Below are 18,626 nucleotides of genomic sequence, written 5' to 3'. Positions count from 1 at the left end.
CGCCATGGGGTTTTGTCAGTGCTCGGTGTCGCTTACATTGCGGAGTGCATTCGATGATCAATATCGACGAGATTAACGAGGCATGGGGCTGGGTCGGCCTGAACGCGGAAGAGGTGCTGGGCGAGAACGCCTTCGGCAACCTGATCATCCGCGACGACGAAGGTCGTTACTGGCGCCTGTCGCCGCAGGATCTGTGCTGCGAGCCGGTGGCCGAGGACCGCGCCGCCCTCGATGCCCTTTCCTACAACCAGGAATTCCTCAACAACTGGTATATGCCGGAGCAGGTGCGCCTGGCCGAATCGACGCTGGGTCCGCTGAGCGCGGGCCGCAAGTACTGTCTCAGGATTCCCAGTGCGCTAGGCGGCCACTACCGGCGCGACAACCTGGCCACCGTGCCGCTGTCCGAGCTGATCCGCTTTGCCGGCGAGGGCGCCCAGCAGTTCGAGGGTTTGCCGCTCTGGAACTGAAACCGCCGTCAGAAGCGTTTGATCACGCCTACCTGGAACAGATCGCGGTCGTCGGTCTCGCGGAAGGTTTTCACGCGGTTGAAGTTGACGAAAGCCCGGGTCTGGCGCGACAGCGCGCGTTCGGCCTGGAAGCTGATCAAGAGGTTGGTGCTGTTCGGGTCGGCGTCGTCGCGGCGGTTCCTGGCGAAGTAGGGGCCGGCGCCGGCGCTCATCGAAAAGCGCGGCGTCACCTGCTGCACATACCAGAGCTGGGCGGCCACACCACGGCGGTCGACGCGCACTTCATCGTCGCCTTCGAACAGGAACTTGCCCGACACTGCCCAGTGCTCGAGGCGCTCGCCCATGTACTTGCGGGCTTCGAGTACGCCGGCATAGGCGGCTTCGCGCCCGGACATGTTGGTGATCGCGTTGCCGACCGAGGCGCCGAACCACCACGGACCGGCGGCTGGTTCGGTATCCGGGTCCGGGCGGGCCGGACCGAACTGGCGGTCGAGACCTACCAGCAGGGCGGTGGAGCGGTGCGCGTGCGGCATGAAGGTCTGATTCAGACCGATACGCAGCGAAGTGCCGGTTGGCAGCGAGCGCAGCGGCATGCGCAGCGCGGCGCTCACCAGCACGCCCCAGTTCGCATCGTCGACCTGGCGCCCGTCGACCACGGTCGTGTTCATGCTGAGGTAGGGACCGATGCCCAGCTCGCCCGTCCAGGTGGCGCTGAGCGGGCGCACAGCCAGCCATTGCAGGGCGAAACCGTCGCGGTGATTATTGTCCGGATGGCCTTCGTTGTAATGGACGAAGTCGATGCGTCCGCCGCCGAGCACCTTGTCTTCGGTGCGGCCGGCCCGTACCTCGAAGGCGCGGCCGCCCATCCAGCGGCTGCCCTCCAGGTTTTCGCCGTGCATCTTGCCGGTGCCGAAGGTGAGCGAGATATAGGCACCGTGTTCGTCCTGGTCCTGGTCTGGGGCGGCGGTTTGCGCGCTGGCCGTGGCGCTGCAGGCCAACAGGAGCGCGCAGGCCAGGCCTGATAAGGTAGCTTGACTATGCATTAACATAGTGTAAGGTTTTTGCGGAAATCGTGCCGCGGGACAGGCCGCTGATTGTTCTGGATCAGCATGGCCGTTGCTCAGCCGGCTGTCTGGCTGAGGCTGGCCCAGAGATGCGCGGCCGCCATCGTGCGGTGCGGGCGGTAGGCGGCAAGGAAGGCGGCCGCTTCATCCAGATTGGGCCGCTCCGCACTGCCCAGCAGGCGTCCGATGGCGGTGCGCACGGCCACGTCGCCCTCCAGCGAGCAGTCGGCAAAACCATAGCCGCGCAGCAGCGCATAGTTGACGGTCCAGGGGCCGATGCCCTTCACTGCCAGCAGGCGTGCGCTGACCGCCGGCAGATCGGCATCGCGCCGCAGGTCCAGGGCACCGTCGTCGACCAGACGCGCCAGGCGCAACAAGGTCTCGGCCTTGGCGCGCGAGAACTTGCGGCTGGTGAGCGCATCCAGGTCCAGGCGCGCCGCATCGCCCGCTTCCGGATAGCACCACAGGCCGCTGGCGTGGGCGCGGCCGGCCAGCGAAATGAAGGTGCGGCGCAGGGCGATCGCGAAACCGAGATTGATCTGCTGGCCGATGATGGCCCAGCTCAGGGCTTCGAAGACGGTGGCGGACTGGATCACGCGCAGGCCGCGTTCGCGCGCAACGAGTGGTGCGAACAGCGGATCGTCCGCCACCGCCGCTTCGAAAGGCTCGGGCGCGATGCGCAGGCCGAGCACGTTGCGCAGCATCTCCTGGCTCTGCTCCGCCGCCGGATCGCCATCGGCATCGACACTGCACAGCGCCTGCCCGGGCCGGGCGCCGAGGTCGATGTCCAGCACGGTCGGCACGCCATCCACCATCACGCCTTTGCGGATGCGTTCACCGTCGATGCGTTCGGCCAGGCCCTCGGCATCGCGGCCGTGGAAGCCGAACAGGTCCTGCCGGCGGTAGTCCGGCGGCAGCTCGATGGCCAGTTCGATGCGGCTCACAGGTTCATCTTCCCTGCGTGGCAGCCGGCGCTGCGGCGCGTCCGAAACGCGGCACGAAGCCTGTCACCAGCGCGGTGCCGACCAGGGTGATCGCCGAGCCGGCGATGGTGTACCAGCCGATGGTTTCGCCGAGGAAGAGCGCGCCCCACAGGATGCCGAACACCGGGTTCAGGAAGGTGACGGTCAGCGCCGAGGTGGTGCCGACTTCCTCGATCAGGCGGAAATACAGGATGTAGGCGATGCCGCTGCACAGCACGCCCAACGCCAGCACCGCGCCGACGATGCCGACGGTCGGCGTGCCCGTCATCGGGAAGAAGGGCAGCACCGGCAGCACGATCAGGCTGGAAGTCCACATGGTGCCGTGCGCGTTCGCGAACGGTTCGACGCTTTTCGCCGAACGCGCGTACTGGCTGGCGATGCCGTAGCAGAGGGCCGCGGCCAGCGCGGCGACCACCGCCAGGCCGGCGCCTGGTTTACTCGACACATGGTCGAAGCCGACCAGCAGGGCCACGCCAGCAGTGCCGAGCAGCAGGCCGAGCGCGGTGCGCAGGCTGATCGCATGGCGCGTCCATACCGCGCCGACCAGTGCGCCCCACATCGGCGCGGTCGCGTTCAGCACCGACAGCACCGAGGCCGACAAGGTACGCGCACCGAACGCAAACAACAGGAAAGGCAGCGCGGAATTGAAGAAGCCGAGGATGAAGAAATGCTTCCAGTTGGCGCGCAGATCGAGGCGCTTCTTCAGCACGAAGCCGACGATGGCCAGGAACAGGGCCGCGAACAGCACCCGGAACTCGATCAGCACCGCCGGCCCGAGCACGGGGGCGCTGATGCGCATGAACAGGAAGGAACCGCCCCAGATGGCGGCAAGCAGGATGAGGCGCAGCAGGTTGGCGGTGGTCATTGCGTTCTTCACGGGTGAATGCGGCAGGCATGGTCGCCTGGCGCACCGCCGGACGCTTCCTGTTTCTTGCTGCTGAATTCAGGATGCGTGACGGGGAATTGGCAATGATACAAAAAATCTACGCTACCCGTCGTCCCCGCGCAGGCGGGGACCCAAGTTCGTCGCTGGCCACTACCGCATGTTAAAGCCACTCAAGCAAACTTGGATTCCCGCCAAGGCGGCCGGCGAGGTCGGGAATGACGTTTACATGCTAACGACGGATGAGGTTCTCAGGCCAAGGACTTAGGGCACCAGCGGCTTCTTGGCCGACTTCTTCGCTTTGATCTCCGCCTGCGCCTTCTCGATCGCCGCCAAACGCGCCGCCAGCGCCGGGTGGTTGGCGTTGTAGCCGTTCAGCACGGTGGCCGGGTAGGTTTCGTTCAGGCGCTTCCAGAAGTTGTCGGCGTCGTCGATGTCGTAGCCGGCGCGGGCCGCCAGGTAGAGGCTGAGGCGGTCGGCGGCGGCGTCCATCTCGGGCGGCATCGCCTTGATGCCGCCGCTGCCGATCAGCATCGAGGTATCCGGCGTGATGCTCTTGAGGTTGTCGATGATGCTGCCGATGGTGGAGACGTTGCGCTGGGCGCTGGCGTGGCCGAGCAGGTTGTGGGCCATGGTCCTGGCCAGCACGTAGGCCAGTTCTTCGTCGTTGCGGGTGAAGTGGATCATGCCGCGCGTGACCAGCACGCGCGAGCCGTCGGCATAGGCGTTGACGTTGTCGGCGTTGCCCAGCTCGATCGCGAAGGCGCAGGCGCGCGTGACCGGGATCGCCAGCTGGCGCTCGCTGTCGCGGCGTTCGACCGTCATCGGCAGCGTGGCCTGCGACGCGACGATCTTGTTGAAGATGGTGCCGGCCTGGCTCAGCGCGTGCTGGCCGGTCGGCAGCGGCTTGCCGGCGGCGGCCAGCAGCACGTCGCCGGTCTGCAGGCCGGCCTTGGCGGCGCCGCTGCCGGCCAGCACGCTGGTGACCTGCAGGCGTTCGTCCATGCCGAAGGCGACGTGCGCGGCTTCGTTATAGTCGCCCGGGTAGGACCAGCGGTTCTTGGCGGTGAAGCCGAGCAGGTTGCGGGCCTGGCCCTTGCACAGTTCGGCGTTCTGGATGAGGAGCGGCGACGCGACCTTGTACAGGCGGTTCTGCAGGTCGGCCATCTTGCTGAGCGTATCGGCGGCGGCGGCCATCTGCGGGGTCAGGCCGGGCGCCTCGGGCGTGCGTTCGACGACGCGCGGGGCGGTCCCGGTCTGCTGCGGCGCCTGCGTGGCGCAACCGGTCAGCAGCAGGGCGGTGGCAGCGGCCAGGGATGCGGCAAACGAAGCCGCGCGGCGATTGGCGCTCATGTGCTCCTCTCTTTTCTTGTTTATTGTTTGCCGGTGCTGCCGAAACCGCCGGTGCCCCGGTCGCTCGATGCGAATTCCTCCACGACGTTGAAGCCAACCTGAACGACGGGAACCACGACCAGCTGCGCGAGCCTGTCCATCGGCTGCAGCGTGAACGCGGACTGGCCCCGGTTCCAGGTCGAGACCATCAGCTGGCCCTGGTAATCGGAGTCGATCAAGCCTACCAGATTGCCGAGAACGATGCCGTTCTTATGGCCGAGCCCGCTTCGCGGCAGGATCATCGCGGCATAGCCCGGATCGGCGATGTGGATCGCCAGGCCGGTCGGCACCAGCACGGTCTGTCCGGGGGCCAAGGTGAGCGGAGCGTCGACGCAGGCACGCAGGTCGAGGCCGGCGCTGCCTTCGGTGGCGTAGGCCGGCAGGAAGTTCTTCATGCGCGGGTCGAGAATCTTGAGGTCTATCTGTTTCATGGGGGAGGGATCAGGGGTGATTCAACGGTGATTCAAGTCAGCAGCGAGCGCTGTTCGAGGCGCTTGGCGATTTCGGAGACCAGCTGGCGCGCCAGTTGCAGCTTGCCTGCCTGCGGCAGCACGGTGTGGCCGCTGTCGTCGAACAGCACGATCGCATTCTCATCCTGACCGAAGGTATGGTGGCCGATATTGCCTACCAACAAAGGAATGCCTTTCTTTTCGCGCTTGGCGGCGCCGTATTCGATCAGGTTTTCCGACTCGGCGGCAAAGCCCACGCAATACGGCCAGCCGCTCAGCGAGGTGGTGCCGGCGACGGTCGCGAGGATGTCCGGGTTCTGCGCGAACTGCAGTTGCGGCGTGCCGCTGCCGTCTTTCTTGATCTTCTGTTCGCTGGCATTCTCGACGCGCCAGTCGGCGACGGCCGCCACGCCGATGAAGATGTGCTGGCCCTGGATGCCGGCCATCACCGCGTCCAGCATCTGCCGGGCGCTCTGCACGTCGATGCGGCGCACGCCGTGCGGGGTGTCGAGCGCGGTCGGGCCGGACACCAGCGTGACCTCGGCGCCGGCCTCGCGCGCGGCGCGCGCCACCGCATAGCCCATCTTGCCGGACGACAGATTGGTGATGCCGCGCACCGGGTCGATCGCCTCGTAGGTCGGGCCGGCCGTGATCAGCACACGCTTGCCCGCCAGGACCTTGGGCTGGAACGATGCCACCAGTTCCTCGAGCAGTTCATGCGGCTCCAGCATGCGGCCCATGCCGGTCTCGCCGCAGGCCTGGGAGCCGGCGGCGGGGCCGAAGATGCAGACGCCGTCTTCGCGCAATTGCGCGACGTTGCGCTGCGTGGCCGGCTTCTCCCACATCTCGACGTTCATTGCCGGGGCCACGAGCAGCGGCACCTGGTGCGGGCGCGCCAGGCACAGGGTCGACAGCAGGTCGTCGGTGGCGCCGTGCGCGAGCTTGAACAGGAAGTCGGCGGAGCAGGGCGCGATCAGGATCGCATCGGCGTCGCGCGTCAGGTCGATGTGGGCCATGTTGTTGGGGATGCGGCCGTCCCACTGGTCGGTGTAGACGGTGCGGCCTGACAGGGCCTGCATCGTCACCGGACCGATGAAGTGGGTCGCGGCGTCGGTCATCACGACCTGCACACTGGCGCCCTCCTTGGTCAGGGCGCGGCACAGCTCCGCGGCCTTGTAGCAGGCCACGCCGCCGGACAGGCCGAGGACGATCTTCTTGCCCTTCAGGTCCATGCTCATTGCTTGTCTCCGATGCTTAGTGCTTGTTCACCCGGCGCAGTTCGTCGAAGATGAACAGGATGGCGCCGATGCTGATCGCGGTGTCGGCGATATTGAAGGCCGGGAAGTGGCCGACGCCGCGCAGGTGGAAGTCGAGGAAGTCGATCACGTGGCCGTAGGCCAGGCGGTCGATCAGGTTGCCGAGCGCGCCGCCCATGATCAGGGCCAGGGCCCAGCAGAACATGCGCTGGCCGGCGTGCTTGCGCAGCAGGTAGATGATGAAGACGACCGCGGCGATCGCGATCCCGGCGAAGAAGTACTTCTGCCAGCCGCCCTGGTCGGAAAGGAAGCTGAAGGCCGCGCCCGGGTTATACGCGAGCACCAGGTTGAAGAAGCTGGTGATCGGCTTCTCTTCGCCGTGGGTGAAGGTGCGGGTGATGGTGATCTTGCTGATCTGGTCGAGCAGGATCACGATGAAAGCGATGCCGAGCCAGGGCGTCAGGCTGGCGCCCGCGCTGGATTTGACGGCGGTGAAGCTTGGTTTGGTTTTTTTTGTGGCCATGGCTGGGACGATGAGGAAAGAACACGCCCGCGCCGGTCTGTGCAACCGGCGCGGGCGGCGGGGGCTTAAGCGAACTTGCGCTTCTCGCCGCTGCCGAACAGGTTGCTCGTGCAGCGGGCGCACAGGCCCGGGTGGCTGGCGTCGTGGCCGACGTCGCGGCGGTAGTGCCAGCAGCGCTCGCACTTTTCCGCTGCCGACGGCGTCACCGCGACGGCTTCCTGGGCTGCATCTTCAACCTTCTCGACGCTTGCCTGCGAGGTGATGAAGACGAACTTCAGGTCATCAATCAGGCTTGCCAGCGCATCGTACTTGTCGCCGGCAGCCTTGAGTGCCAGTTCCGCCTGCAGCGAGGAGCCGATCGCGCCGGATGCGCGCACTTCTTCCAGCTGCTTGGTGACGTCGGTGCGCACGGCGCGCAGCAGCGCGTACTTGTCGAGCAGGGCGGCGCCGTCCGCGACTTCCGGGAAGGTCCACAGGGTCTGGGTGAAGATGGTCTCGTCGGAGTCCTTGTAGGCTTGCTCGCCCGCGAACACGGCCCAGGCTTCCTCGGCGGTGAAGGACAGGATCGGCGCCATGATGCGCAGCAGCGCGTGGGCGATGTGCCACAGCGCGGTCTGGGCCGAGCGGCGTGCGATCGAATCGACGCCGGTGGTGTACAGGCGGTCCTTCAGGATGTCGAGGTAGAAGCCGCCCAGGTCTTCCGAGCAGAAGTTCTGCAGGCGCGCGACCACCGGGTGGAACTCGTAGCGCTCGAAGTGCGCGGCGACGTCCGCCTGCAGGCGCGCGGTCTCGGCCAGCGCGTAACGGTCGATCTCGAACATCTCGGCCACCGGCACGGCGTTCTTCACCGGGTCGAAGTCCGAGGTGTTCGCCAGCAGGAAGCGCAGGGTGTTGCGGATGCGGCGGTAGGCTTCGGTCACGCGCTTCAGGATCTCTTCCGACAGCGCCAGTTCGCCGGTGTAGTCGGTCGAGGCGACCCACAGGCGCAGGATGTCGGCGCCGAGGCTGTCGCTGATCTTCTGCGGCGACAGCACGTTGCCCAGCGACTTCGACATCTTGCGGCCATGCTCGTCGACGGTGAAGCCGTGGGTCAGCAGCGCCTTGTAGGGCGGACGGCCGTTCAGCATCGAGGAGGTCAGCAGCGACGAATGGAACCAGCCGCGGTGCTGGTCCGAACCTTCCAGGTAGAGGTCGGCCGGGAAGGCGGATTGGTCCTTGTGCGAGCCGCGCAGCACGGTCTGGTGCGTGGTGCCCGAGTCGAACCAGACGTCCAGCGTGTCGCGGTTCTTCTCGTACATGGCGGCGTCGTCACCCAGCAGCGTTTGAGGATCGAGCGAATGCCAGGCATCGATGCCGTTCGCTTCGATCAGCTTGGCCACCTGCTCCAGCAGTTCCGGGGTGCGCGGGTGCAGCTCGCCGGTCTCCTTGTGGATGAAGAAGGCCATCGGCACGCCCCACTGACGCTGGCGCGACAGGGTCCAGTCCGGACGGTTGGCGATCATGCCCTGCAGGCGCGCCTGGCCCCAGTCCGGGAAGAACTGGGTATCGGCGATGCCGGCCAGCGCGGTTTCGCGCAGGGTCGGGCCGCCATCCTTCGGGGTGACGTCCATGCCGGCGAACCACTGCGAGGTCGCGCGGTAGACGATCGGGGTCTTGTGGCGCCAGCAGTGCATGTAGCTGTGGTCGAACATCTTCAGTTCGAACAGGGCGCCGGCCTCGGTCAGGGCCGCGCAGATCGGCTTGCTCGCTTCCCAGATCGTCATGCCGCCGAACAGCGGCAGGGTGCTCGCGAAGCGGCCGTCGCCCATCACCGGTTTCAGGATCTCGTCATCCTTCATGCCGTGCGCTTTGCAGGACTGGAAGTCTTCGAGGCCGTAAGCCGGCGCCGAGTGGACCACGCCGGTACCGCTGTCGGTGGTGACGTAGTCGGCCAGGTAGACCGGCGAGGTGCGGTCGTAGAACGGATCGGCCTTGTGCAGCGGGTGCTTGAAGCGGATGCCGCCCAGCTTTTCGCCGGTGGTGGTGGCGACGACGTCGCCTTCCAGCTTGTAGCGCTGGAGGACGGACTCGGCGAGATCCTTGGCGACCAGCAGCAGCAGCGGCTTGCCGTCCTTTTCGGTCTTGACCAGTGCGTAGGTCACTTCCGGGTGCACGTTCAGCGCCTGGTTCGACGGAATGGTCCACGGGGTGGTGGTCCAGATCACGATGAAGCCGTCGCCTTCCGGCAGCTGCGGCAGGCCGAAGGCGCTTGCCAGCTTTTCCGGTTCCGCAAACGGGAAGCCGACGTCGATCGCCGGGTCGCGCTTGTCCTGGTATTCGACTTCTGCTTCGGCCAGCGCCGAGCCGCAGTCGAAGCACCAGTTCACCGGCTTCAGGCCGCGGTAGACATAACCCTTGTCGAGCAGGGTGCCGAGGGCGCGCAGCTCGTCGGCTTCGTTACCGTAGGCCATGGTCATGTAGGGGTTGTCCCATTCGCCCAGCACGCCCAGGCGGATGAAGCCGGCGCGCTGGCGGTCGATCTGTTCGAGCGCGTAGGCGCGGGCTTTCTGCAGCACTTCAGCGGTCGGCAGGTTCTTGCCGTACAGTTTTTCGATCTGGATCTCGATCGGCATGCCATGGCAGTCCCAGCCCGGCACGTAGGGCGCGTCGAAGCCGGCCATGGTGCGCGACTTGACGACCATATCCTTCAGGATCTTGTTGACCGAGTGGCCCAGGTGGATGTCGCCGTTGGCGTAGGGCGGACCGTCGTGCAGGATGAACTTCGGGCGGCCGGCGGCGGCCTTGCGCACGCGCTCGTAGATCTTCTTGTCTTGCCACTGCTTGACCCAGCCCGGTTCGCGCTTGGCGAGGTCGCCGCGCATCGGGAAGGGGGTGTCGGTCATGTTGACCGGGTATTTACTTTCGGGCTTGTTGCCTTGTTTGGCGCCTTTCGGGCCGTTCTTGGTATCGGACATAGGATTTTTCTAAAGTGAACTGCTGTTGTGCGTGAAGAGTGGCCTGCGCCTGCATTGCAACTTGGCGGGCGGCGAGGCCGGGTCGTTCACGTTCAAATTCGGTCGGTGGCGGTGAGAGCGGCCCGGCGCTGAGCGAACCAGGCGCGCGCCTGCTGGGCATCGCGGTCGATGGCAGCGGTGAGTGTCGGCAGGTCGACGTATTTTTCCTCGTCGCGCAGCTTGGACAGGAATTCGACCCGGACCAGCTTGCCGTAGCAGGACTGGTTCCAGTCGAAGATGTGAACTTCGAGCAGCATGCGGCCCGCGTCCTCGACGGTCGGGCGCACGCCCAGGCTGGCGACGGCCGGCAGCGGCTGGTCCGCCAGGCCATGCACCTGCACCACGAAGATGCCGGCCAGGGCCGGACGGTGGGCGACGCGCAGGTTCAGGGTCGGGAAGCCCAGCGTGCGGCCCAGCTTGGCGCCGTGGATCACGTGGCCGGACATCGAATAGGGGTGGCCGAGCAGGGCTCGGGTGGCCTCGAAATCGCCTTGCGCCAGCGCGGCGCGCACGGCCGAAGACGAGATGCGGGTGGCGTCGTGCAGCACCGCCGGCAGGCTGTGGACCTCGAAGCCGAATTCCTTGCCGGCCTCGATCAGCATGGGGATGTTGCCGGCGCGCCGGGCGCCGTAGCAGAAATCGTCGCCGACCATCAGCCATTTCACGTGCAGGCCCTCGACCAGCACGCGCTGCGTGAATTCCTGCGGCGACATCGAGGCGAAATGCTCGTTGAAGTGTTCGACGATGACGCGGTCGACGCCGGCATCGGACAGCGATTCCAGCTTGTCGCGCAGGTTGGCGATGCGCGCCGGGGCCTTGGACAGATCGTTGGCACGGCGGGCGAAGTATTCGCGCGGATGCGGCTCGAAGGTCATCACGGCCGATTCCAGTCCGAGACGGTGCGCAGCCGCGGTCACGTGCGCCAACAACGCCTGGTGACCGCGGTGGACACCGTCGAAGTTGCCGATCGTGAGTGCGCATGGCGCGCGCGCCCTGTCGTTGGGAAGTCCGCGAAATACCTTCATTGGATGATTCGTGCTCCGAGGCGAAATACCAGATTATACGGCAACCCGTGGGAAACAAAAAAAGCGCCGCCTGCAGAGCAGGGCGGCGCTTTTCAGCGATTGCTGCAAAAAGTCGGGGCTCAGGCCGCCGGCTTGTTGATCGCCATGATGAAGTAACGGGCCAGGTCGGCAGTGCCGTCCTTGCCGCCGACGGTCTTCAGCGTGTTGATGGCCTGCTGCTTCTTGCCTGCCACGGCATACGCTTCGCCCAGACGCAGCTTGACGTCTTCCGGATACTTCAGGTTCTTGGCTTTGGATGCTTCTTCCAGCATCTTCAGGCCCTTGTCGGTCTGGCCGGACTGGACCAGGGCGTAGCCGAGGGTGGCCAGGCCGTCGTTGTCGCCATCCTTGCGCGCCTGGGCTTCTTCGGTTGCCAGCGTCTTGTTCTGCTCGGCCAGGTTCTTCTCGGCCAGGTCCTTCAGGCGCTGGTGACGGGCAGCGTCCGGGCCGGTGCCCAGTGCGCCTGCCTTGTAGCCCTTGTCGATGACCTTGATGGCTTCCGCCGGCGCACGGGCCTGCAGCACGAGCTGGGCCATTTCCATGTATTCGCTCGGCTTCTTCATCAGGTTATTCGCCAGGCGCAGGCGCCAGACGTCGATCGTCAGGCGGCTTGCGAAGCCCGGCTTGCTCTGCACGCGGTTCAGCAGGTCGGTCCAGTACTGGGCCTTCGGATAGTTGGCGGCCAGTTTCTCGATGGTGTTGACGTAACCGGCTTTGTCGTTCTTCTTCAGCTGCACGTTGGCCAGCATGCCCAGCTGGTCTTCGGTCATGCGACCGGCCTTTTCGGCATTGCGCAGTTCGGTCTCGAGCGCGGCGGTGTTGCCCTGCTTGTAGTAGTTCTGCAGCAGGTAGGCGCGCAGTTCCGGATCGTCACGGTCCTTCAGCTGGGCCTGGATGGCGGCGTTCGCCTTGTTCAGGTCGCCGGAACGCATGTAGATGCCGATCAGGCCTTTCGACATTTGCGCTTTTTCGCTCGCCGACAGCTTGCCCGAACCGATCAGGTATTCGAAGGACTTGGCAGCGGCATCGTAGTCGCCCGCCTGCGATGCGGCGCCTGCGCGGGTGCGTTCGATCAGGTAAGTCTCGTTGGCGGATTTGCCGCTGACGCTGTCGAGCTGGCGCAGCTTGGCCAGGGCTTCCTTGTTCTTGCCCGACTTCATCAGTTGCTGCGCTTCCTGCAGCGGCTTGCCGATTTCCGGACGGAGGGTCTCGGCGGCGTAGGCCGGGGCCAGGCCTACCACCGGGGCGGCGGCGGTGAAACCGAGTGCGGCCATGACGAGGCCGAGGTGTGCGAGGCGGAACTTAGACATTATCGGAATTCTTTCATTCAAAATAGACACGGCAGGGAATCCCTGCCGTGTTCATTATAGCCAAAGCTGATTACTGGAACTGTTCGTTACCGACCATACCGATCTTGGTCACGCCCAGACGCTGCGCCGATGCCATGACGCCAGCCACCACTTTGTACTCGACCAGCTTGTTCGGACGCAGATGCACTTCCGGCTGGTTGGGCATCGCAGCGATGCTGTTCATCTTGGCTTCCAGGGTCGCACGATCCGGGATCGTCTGGCCATCCCAGAGGATGGTACCGTCGAAGTCCACGTCGATCGTCACCACTTGCGGCTTCTCGGTCTGCGGCGGCGGGGTGCCGACCGGCATGTTCAGATTGACCGAGTGGTTTTGCTTCGGAATCGTGATGATCATCATAACGATGAGAACGAGCAGGACGTCGATCAGCGGCGTCATGTTCATTTCCATCATCGGTTCCGGATCTGCTCCCTTGGCGGAGCCGCCACCTACGTTCATACCCATGATGTTTCCTTTCAAATGTCGGGGGCATCGACAGGGTGCCGGGCAAGCCCGGCACCACTGTTCAGGTTATTAACCCTTGTCCGGCGGTTCGATAATGAAACCGACCTTTTGCACCCCGGCACGCTGTGCCGTATAGATCACACGGCCGATCGCTTCGTAACGGGTCGCCTGGTCGCCGCGTACCTTGACTGCAGGTTGCGGCACCTTCACCGATTGCTCAGCGAAGAACTTGAACAGTTCGTCGGTGTTAGCAATATGGGTCTGGTTCCAGTACATCTCCCCTTCACGGTTGACGGTGATGTTGATGTCTTCCGGCTTGGTCTTGGTGACCTGGTTTGCCTCGATTGGCAGCTTAACGTTTTGCAGCTTCAAGACGACCGGGCTGGTGACCAAGAAGATGATAAGGAGAACCAACATGATGTCGACGAGCGGCGTCGTGTTGATCTCCGACATCACGGTATCTTCATCTCCGGAATCGGAGCCGACACTCATTGACATGATTTACCCAACCTTTTTAGCGCTTGCTGCGGCGCGACCAGCTTCCGAGGTCGACATAGCGCCCGAGATCAGGACCGAGTGCACGTCGGCGCTGAACGAACGAACGTCTTCCATGGCAGCCTTGTTGCGGCGGACCAGCCAGTTGTAACCCAGAACTGCCGGAACTGCGACGAACAGACCGAATGCAGTCATGATCAGTGCTTCACCCACCGGACCTGCGACCTTGTCGATCGAGGCGTTACCCGACATACCGATAGCGGTCAGTGCGTTGTAGATGCCCCAGACGGTACCGAACAGACCGATGAACGGCGAGGTCGAACCGACGGTTGCCAGGAACGACAGGCCGTCTTGCAGACGCGACTGGACTTTGTCCACGGCGCGCTGGATCTGCATGGTCACCCAGGTCGACAGGTCGATCTGCTCGAGCAGGGCGCCGTCGTGGTGCTGGGTTGCCTTGGTGCCGGTTTCAGCGATGAAGCGGAACGGCGAGCCGTTGGTCAGTGCAGCCGAGCCGGCAGCGATCGACGGTGCTTTCCAGAACTTCTGGTTGGTTTCCTTCGACTGACGGAAGATCTTCATCTGGTCCAGCAGCTTGGTGATGATGATGTACCACGAGCCGATCGACATCAGCGACAGGATGATGATGGTGCCTTTGTTGACGAAGTCGCCTTCTGCCCACATCTTTGCCGGACCGTACGGGTTCTCGACTTTTTCGTGGGTGCCTTCGGCAGCCGGAGCTGCCGGAGCGGCTGCTGCGTCGGCAGCAGGTGCCGGTGCAGCTGCGTCTGCCGGTGCGCCTGCCGCAGGAGCGGTGGCGCCTGCAGGAGCGTCAGCGAAGGCCGGTGCGGAGACCAGGGCCGATGCCGCCGTTACCGAGAACAGGACAGCCGCCAGGACAGCGGACAAACGGGTATTCTTAAACATGCTTCCTCCAAAAATTTAAAATGAACAGTTCGCTGAACAAATGACAACGAAAATCACAGTTTGAGACGATGTTACTGCCTCGGGTTAGTCCAGCGTCCAGACATACTGCACAGGTTGCGAGGATTCTACCGCTTGGCCGTTCTCGGTTGCCGCTTTAAATCGGCATTTGCTCAAGGCTGCCATTGCTGCCTTGTCCAAATCACGGAAGCCACTCGATTTCTGGATCGAAGCTCCCTGTACAGAACCATCTGCTGCAATTTTGAACAAGATGGTCGATACACCAGTTTCTTCGTTACGCAGCGACGATTTCGGGTATTCCGGCTTCGAGCACGTATTGAAGTCAACCACGGCCGCAGTCCTCGACGGACCCTTCGGTGCGGCGGCCGGAGCGGCCGTCGGTGCCGGCGGCGCCGGCGGTGCCAGATTCGTGGTCGGCGGCGGCGTGTTCGTTGCGGCAGCGATCGTGTTTTGCGGCGGCGGCGGTTGCTGCACCTGCACTTCGACCGGCGGGATGAACGGAGGCGGCGGGGCCTTCATTTCCGGCGGCGGCGGCGGCGGCGGAGTTTCCGGCGGTGGCGGCGGCTTCACTTCTTCGATCAGCTTGGTTTCCACAGCTTCGGTCACCTTGCTGACGATACGGGTACCAAGGCCGTTGATGATTGCCCAAGCGACCAGGACGTGCAACACGACGACGATGGCGATACCTGTGAAATTCTTCCCGGGGTTCTTCTCATGCGAAAAATTCATGCCATATTTCTCCAATACCATCTCTTTTTTGGTGCTACTAAACCCACTAAACACGACAAAATCTACGGCCGCATCCGGGACATCGGCGAATTATACCTACGAATTCTTTTTTGCACATACATTTTTATACCTCAAAAGAAGGGCTAACTGCCTGTAAAACCAAGCAAACAAGCTCATCAGATATGAGGCTTAGTAGCGTACATAATGGGGAATGAAGTTAGCTTTTTTATAATATTGACGAGAACCCTTTCATGATGTGTGGAAGATGAGGCGGGCCTACCCATTTGACCAAATTTTCCATGCTGAATTTGCCAGCTAGCAAATATCATATGATCCATTCATGGCCTTTCTGCAAACTATAGCCAGATTCAGTAACAGGGGGCGTACTGTTGAAACGGCTTTACCCCTGTTCCTAGGGGGAGAGTCATAAGAGGCACTTATGTACAGACGTCTCTTTGATATGGCTCAACGGCCACGCAAGTGGAAGTTTGTCTTGACGCAGAAAAAAGGCCTGCCCGGACTAGGGGCAGGCCTGTTGAGGCAGAAGGCGCCGGCGGCGCTTGCTATTAATAGCGGGCGCGTTTCTCGCGGCGGCACTCGAGGCTGCTGACCACGCGGCCGGACGGGTCCACCGTTTCCAGCCGGACGTCGAAACCCCAGAGCCGCGCCACGTGCTTGAGCACCTCGTGCGCCTGCTGGTTCAGCGGGCGGCGCTGGAACTGGGTATGGCGCAGGGTCAGCGCACGGTCGTCGCGGGTATTGACCTGCCAGACCTGGATGTTCGGCTCGCGGTTGCCGAGGTTGTACTGCTCGGCCAGCTGCTGGCGCACATAGCGGTAGCCCTGCTCGTCGTGGATGGCCGAGATCGTCAGCTTGTCGCTGCGGTCGTCATCCAGTACGGCGAAGAAGTGGAACTCGCGGATCAGCTTCGGCGACAGGTACTGTGCAATGAAGCTCTCGTCCTTGAAATTGCGCATCGCGAAATCGAGGGTCTTGATCCAGTCGCTGCCGGCGATGTCGGGGAACCAGGCACGGTCTTCGTCGGTCGGGTCTTCGCAGATGCGTTTTATGTCCGTCATCATCGCAAAGCCAAGCGCGTAGGGATTGATGCCATTGTAATAAGGGCTGGTCGCGGGCGGCTGGTAGACGACGTTGGTATGGCTCTGCAGGAACTCGAGCATGAAACCGTCGCCGACGATCCCCTCTTTATATAGTTCGTGCAGGATGGTGTAGTGCCAGAAGGTGGCCCAGCCCTCGTTCATCACCTGGGTCTGGCGCTGCGGATAGAAGTACTGCGAGATCTTGCGCGTGATACGCACCAGCTCGCGCTGCCAGGGCTCGAGCAGCGGGGCGTACTTCTCGATGAAGTAGAGCAGGTTTTCCTCGGGCTCGGCCGGGAAGCGCGGCGGCGGCGCGTCCTGCCGGCTTTCTTCGCGGCGCGGCAGGGTGCGCCAGATTTCGTTGACCTGCGACTGCGCGTACTCCTCGCGTTCTTTCTGGCGGTTCTGTTCCTGGGCCACCGACAGCTTGGCCGGACGCTTGTAGCGGTCGACCCCGTAGTTCTGGATCGCGTGGCAGGAGTCGAGCAGCTCTTCGACGGCGTCGATGCCATGCCGCTGTTCGCACTCGGCTATATAGTTCTTGGCGAAGACCATGTAGTCGACGATGGCATCGGCATCGGTCCAGGTGCGGAACAGGTAATTGCCCTTGAAGAAGGAATTGTGGCCATAGGCGGCATGGGCGATCACCAGCGCCTGCATCGTCAGGCTGTTTTCCTCCATCAGGTAGGCAATGCAGGGGTTCGAGTTGATCACGATCTCGTAGGCCAGGCCCATCTGGCCGCGCTTGTAGCCTTTTTCCGTAGTCAGGAAATGCTTGCCGAAGGACCAGTGGTTGTACGAGACCGGCATGCCCACCGAGGTGTAGGCATCCATCATCTGCTCGGCGGTAATGATTTCGAGCTGGTTGGGGTAGGTGTCGAGGCCGAACTTCCTGGCCACGCGGCGGATTTCCTCGTGGGCCTGCTCGATCAGGTCGAAAGTCCATTCGGACTGTTCGGGCAGGGCACGCGGGTGTTTGGGATCTCTTGGCATGGGCTTGCCTCGTCTACTTGGGCTGCTTCTTGAACAATTCGCGGAACACCGGATAGATGTCGGCCGGCGTCACGATCTTCTGCATCGCGAAGTTCGCATGCGTGGTCGCGACCTCGGAATATTGCTCCCACAGGTTTTGCGGTGGGCCGTCCGTGATCTCGACATAGGTGTAGTACTGCACCCGCGGCATGATGGCATTGGTCAGGATCTGCTTGCACAGGACCGAGTCGTTGTCCCAGTTGTCGCCGTCGGAGGCCTGGGCCACGTAGCTGTTCCAGTCGCCACTGCTGTAGCGTTCGCTGATGACCTTGTTCAGCAGGTGCAGGGCCGAGGACACCACGGTGCCGCCCGATTCGCGCGAGTGGAAGAAATCGTTCTCGTCGACCTCGGCCGCCGCGGTATGGTGACGGATGAAGACCACGTCGATCTTCTCGTACACGCGCTTGAGGAACAGGTAGAGCAGGATGAAGAAGCGCTTGGCGGTGTCCTTGCGGCTCTCGTCCATGGAGCCGGATACGTCCATGATGCAGAACATCACGGCCGCGGTCGACGGTTTGGGGACCTTGATCCGGTTGCTGTAGCGCAGGTCGATCGGATCGATGAAGGGAATCGCCAGCAGGCGCGTGTGCAGCGCGTGGATCTTGTGCTTCAGTTCGAGCACGCGTGGATCGTCGGCATCAAAGCCGAGCGCCTGGATCTCCTCGAGTTCCTGTTCGAGCTTCGCCAGGTTCTTGCGGCTGGCGCCGCCGACGGCAATGCGCCGGCCGAGCGCGCCGCGCAGCGAGCGCAGCACGTGGATGTTGGACGGCGTGCCCGAGATGTTGTAGCCGGCACGCTGGTTCTTGAATTCGACGACCTGGGTCAGCTGCGTCTTGATCATGTTCGGCAGCTCGAGGTCCTCGAAGAAGTAATTCATGAATTCTTCGCGGCTCAGTTCGAAGATGAAATCATCCTCGGTGGTCTGCTCGCTGTTGCCGGCGCGGCCGCGGCCGCTGCCGCCGCCACCGCTGCGCGGACGGTTGATCTGGTCGCCTTTCTGGTATTCGGTATTGCCGGGGTTGACGACTTCCCAGACACCCCCGTGGGCGTGTCCGAAATGCGGCTCGCTCACGTCCTTGACGGGAATCGAGACCTTTTCGCCATTTTCGATGTCGGTGATCGAGCGACCCTTGATCGCCCGGCCGACCGCATCCTTGATCTGCGCCTTGTAGCGGCGCAAGAAGCGTTCGCGGTTGACCGCAGACTTGTTCTTGCCCTGCAAGCGTCGGTCGATAAGGTAAGTCAAAACAGGCCTCCTGCTCAAATTCGCGGCGGGCCGGGTATCACCCGTGGCCCTATATTAACGCGCTTTGGGTGGGGGCGTGATAAACCTGCTGCGCGTCGCCCAGGCGGCCTGCGATGCTCGCCGTACCGTAAGTACGGCTGCGCTTCTCGGCCACCTGGACTTCCGCTCGCGACGGTTTCTCACATCCCCGTGA

17 protein-coding genes are annotated in these 18,626 nt (G+C 63.5%); 1 reads left to right on the top strand and 16 read right to left on the bottom strand.

What is annotated here, in order from left to right; translation table 11 throughout:
* Nucleotides 1-53: 53 nt before the first annotated feature.
* Complete coding sequence (locus NX782_RS21605) at nt 54-467, top strand: T6SS immunity protein Tdi1 domain-containing protein (RefSeq protein WP_258847560.1); 414 nt, start codon at nt 54-56, stop codon at nt 465-467.
* An 8-nt stretch (nt 468-475) separates the two neighbouring features.
* On the opposite strand, the gene NX782_RS21600 is transcribed toward NX782_RS21605, so the two are convergent.
* From NX782_RS21600 to NX782_RS21525, 16 genes are all read right to left on the bottom strand, one after another.
* Nucleotides 476-1,510, bottom strand: a complete 1,035-nt coding sequence (locus NX782_RS21600) for a hypothetical protein (protein ID WP_258847559.1) — start codon at nt 1,508-1,510, stop codon at nt 476-478.
* Between the two features lie 77 nt (nt 1,511-1,587).
* Nucleotides 1,588-2,475: a DNA-3-methyladenine glycosylase 2 gene (locus NX782_RS21595; protein WP_370661821.1), complete on the bottom strand. Its 888-nt coding sequence runs from the start codon at nt 2,473-2,475 to the stop codon at nt 1,588-1,590.
* 4 nt (nt 2,476-2,479) lie between these two features.
* Nucleotides 2,480-3,379 (bottom strand): DMT family transporter, encoded by a 900-nt coding sequence (locus tag NX782_RS21590; RefSeq protein ID WP_258847558.1) that lies wholly within the window; start codon nt 3,377-3,379, stop codon nt 2,480-2,482.
* A gap of 282 nt (nt 3,380-3,661) precedes the next feature.
* On the bottom strand, nt 3,662-4,750 hold the full coding sequence (locus tag NX782_RS21585) for a M48 family metallopeptidase (protein WP_258847557.1): 1,089 nt from the start codon (nt 4,748-4,750) through the stop codon (nt 3,662-3,664).
* Between the two features lie 20 nt (nt 4,751-4,770).
* Nucleotides 4,771-5,220, bottom strand: a complete 450-nt coding sequence (gene dut / locus NX782_RS21580; RefSeq protein WP_258847556.1) for a dUTP diphosphatase — start codon at nt 5,218-5,220, stop codon at nt 4,771-4,773.
* A gap of 32 nt (nt 5,221-5,252) precedes the next feature.
* Nucleotides 5,253-6,470 carry a bifunctional phosphopantothenoylcysteine decarboxylase/phosphopantothenate--cysteine ligase CoaBC gene (gene coaBC / locus NX782_RS21575; RefSeq protein ID WP_258847590.1) on the bottom strand — a complete coding sequence of 406 codons (1,218 nt, stop codon included), beginning with the start codon at nt 6,468-6,470 and terminating at the stop codon, nt 5,253-5,255.
* Nucleotides 6,471-6,492: 22 nt separating this feature from the next.
* On the bottom strand, nt 6,493-7,017 hold the full coding sequence (gene lspA, locus NX782_RS21570; RefSeq protein ID WP_258847555.1) for a signal peptidase II: 525 nt from the start codon (nt 7,015-7,017) through the stop codon (nt 6,493-6,495).
* Nucleotides 7,018-7,082: 65 nt separating this feature from the next.
* Nucleotides 7,083-9,971 (bottom strand): isoleucine--tRNA ligase, encoded by a 2,889-nt coding sequence (gene ileS, locus NX782_RS21565; RefSeq protein ID WP_258847554.1) that lies wholly within the window; start codon nt 9,969-9,971, stop codon nt 7,083-7,085.
* 92 nt (nt 9,972-10,063) lie between these two features.
* Nucleotides 10,064-11,035 (bottom strand): bifunctional riboflavin kinase/FAD synthetase, encoded by a 972-nt coding sequence (locus NX782_RS21560; RefSeq protein WP_258847553.1) that lies wholly within the window; start codon nt 11,033-11,035, stop codon nt 10,064-10,066.
* A gap of 119 nt (nt 11,036-11,154) precedes the next feature.
* A complete protein-coding gene (locus tag NX782_RS21555; protein WP_258847552.1) occupies nt 11,155-12,384 on the bottom strand; it encodes a tetratricopeptide repeat protein in 1,230 nt (409 codons plus the stop codon).
* Nucleotides 12,385-12,454: 70 nt separating this feature from the next.
* Nucleotides 12,455-12,886, bottom strand: coding sequence for an ExbD/TolR family protein (locus NX782_RS21550; RefSeq protein WP_258847551.1), 432 nt, complete (start codon nt 12,884-12,886; stop codon nt 12,455-12,457).
* 69 nt (nt 12,887-12,955) lie between these two features.
* Nucleotides 12,956-13,384, bottom strand: a complete 429-nt coding sequence (locus NX782_RS21545; protein WP_258847550.1) for an ExbD/TolR family protein — start codon at nt 13,382-13,384, stop codon at nt 12,956-12,958.
* 3 nt (nt 13,385-13,387) lie between these two features.
* Nucleotides 13,388-14,308: a MotA/TolQ/ExbB proton channel family protein gene (locus NX782_RS21540; protein WP_258847549.1), complete on the bottom strand. Its 921-nt coding sequence runs from the start codon at nt 14,306-14,308 to the stop codon at nt 13,388-13,390.
* Between the two features lie 84 nt (nt 14,309-14,392).
* Nucleotides 14,393-15,055: an energy transducer TonB gene (locus NX782_RS21535; protein WP_258847548.1), complete on the bottom strand. Its 663-nt coding sequence runs from the start codon at nt 15,053-15,055 to the stop codon at nt 14,393-14,395.
* Between the two features lie 566 nt (nt 15,056-15,621).
* Nucleotides 15,622-17,148, bottom strand: coding sequence for a SpoVR family protein (locus NX782_RS21530; RefSeq protein WP_258847547.1), 1,527 nt, complete (start codon nt 17,146-17,148; stop codon nt 15,622-15,624).
* A gap of 13 nt (nt 17,149-17,161) precedes the next feature.
* The gene (locus NX782_RS21525) at nt 17,162-18,433 is read right to left on the bottom strand and encodes a YeaH/YhbH family protein (protein ID WP_258847546.1); all 1,272 of its coding nucleotides are present in this window, start codon (nt 18,431-18,433) and stop codon (nt 17,162-17,164) included.
* Nucleotides 18,434-18,626 lie beyond the last annotated feature (193 nt).

It is taken from the genome of Massilia norwichensis, from assembly GCF_024753245.1.
Taxonomy (GTDB): domain Bacteria; phylum Pseudomonadota; class Gammaproteobacteria; order Burkholderiales; family Burkholderiaceae_D; genus Telluria; species Telluria norwichensis.
The sequence above is the reverse complement of the archived record's forward strand: the minus strand, read 5'-3'. Positions and strand labels throughout refer to the sequence as shown.

Bases quoted from the DNA above. Each gene is read 5' to 3' on its own strand.
- lspA (WP_258847555.1), bottom strand. From the start codon at position 7,017: ATGGCCACAAAAAAAACCAAACCAAGCTTCACCGCCGTCAAATCCAGC.
- coaBC (WP_258847590.1), bottom strand. From the start codon at position 6,470: ATGGACCTGAAGGGCAAGAAGATCGTCCTCGGCCTGTCCGGCGGCGTG.
- NX782_RS21555 (WP_258847552.1), bottom strand. From the start codon at position 12,384: ATGTCTAAGTTCCGCCTCGCACACCTCGGCCTCGTCATGGCCGCACTC.
- NX782_RS21530 (WP_258847547.1), bottom strand. From the start codon at position 17,148: ATGCCAAGAGATCCCAAACACCCGCGTGCCCTGCCCGAACAGTCCGAA.
- NX782_RS21600 (WP_258847559.1), bottom strand. From the start codon at position 1,510: ATGCATAGTCAAGCTACCTTATCAGGCCTGGCCTGCGCGCTCCTGTTG.
- NX782_RS21560 (WP_258847553.1), bottom strand. From the start codon at position 11,035: ATGAAGGTATTTCGCGGACTTCCCAACGACAGGGCGCGCGCGCCATGC.
- NX782_RS21545 (WP_258847550.1), bottom strand. From the start codon at position 13,384: ATGTCAATGAGTGTCGGCTCCGATTCCGGAGATGAAGATACCGTGATG.
- ileS (WP_258847554.1), bottom strand. From the start codon at position 9,971: ATGTCCGATACCAAGAACGGCCCGAAAGGCGCCAAACAAGGCAACAAG.
- NX782_RS21605 (WP_258847560.1), top strand. From the start codon at position 54: ATGATCAATATCGACGAGATTAACGAGGCATGGGGCTGGGTCGGCCTG.
- dut (WP_258847556.1), bottom strand. From the start codon at position 5,220: ATGAAACAGATAGACCTCAAGATTCTCGACCCGCGCATGAAGAACTTC.
- NX782_RS21550 (WP_258847551.1), bottom strand. From the start codon at position 12,886: ATGGGTATGAACGTAGGTGGCGGCTCCGCCAAGGGAGCAGATCCGGAA.
- NX782_RS21585 (WP_258847557.1), bottom strand. From the start codon at position 4,750: ATGAGCGCCAATCGCCGCGCGGCTTCGTTTGCCGCATCCCTGGCCGCT.
- NX782_RS21540 (WP_258847549.1), bottom strand. From the start codon at position 14,308: ATGTTTAAGAATACCCGTTTGTCCGCTGTCCTGGCGGCTGTCCTGTTC.
- NX782_RS21535 (WP_258847548.1), bottom strand. From the start codon at position 15,055: ATGAATTTTTCGCATGAGAAGAACCCCGGGAAGAATTTCACAGGTATC.
- NX782_RS21590 (WP_258847558.1), bottom strand. From the start codon at position 3,379: ATGACCACCGCCAACCTGCTGCGCCTCATCCTGCTTGCCGCCATCTGG.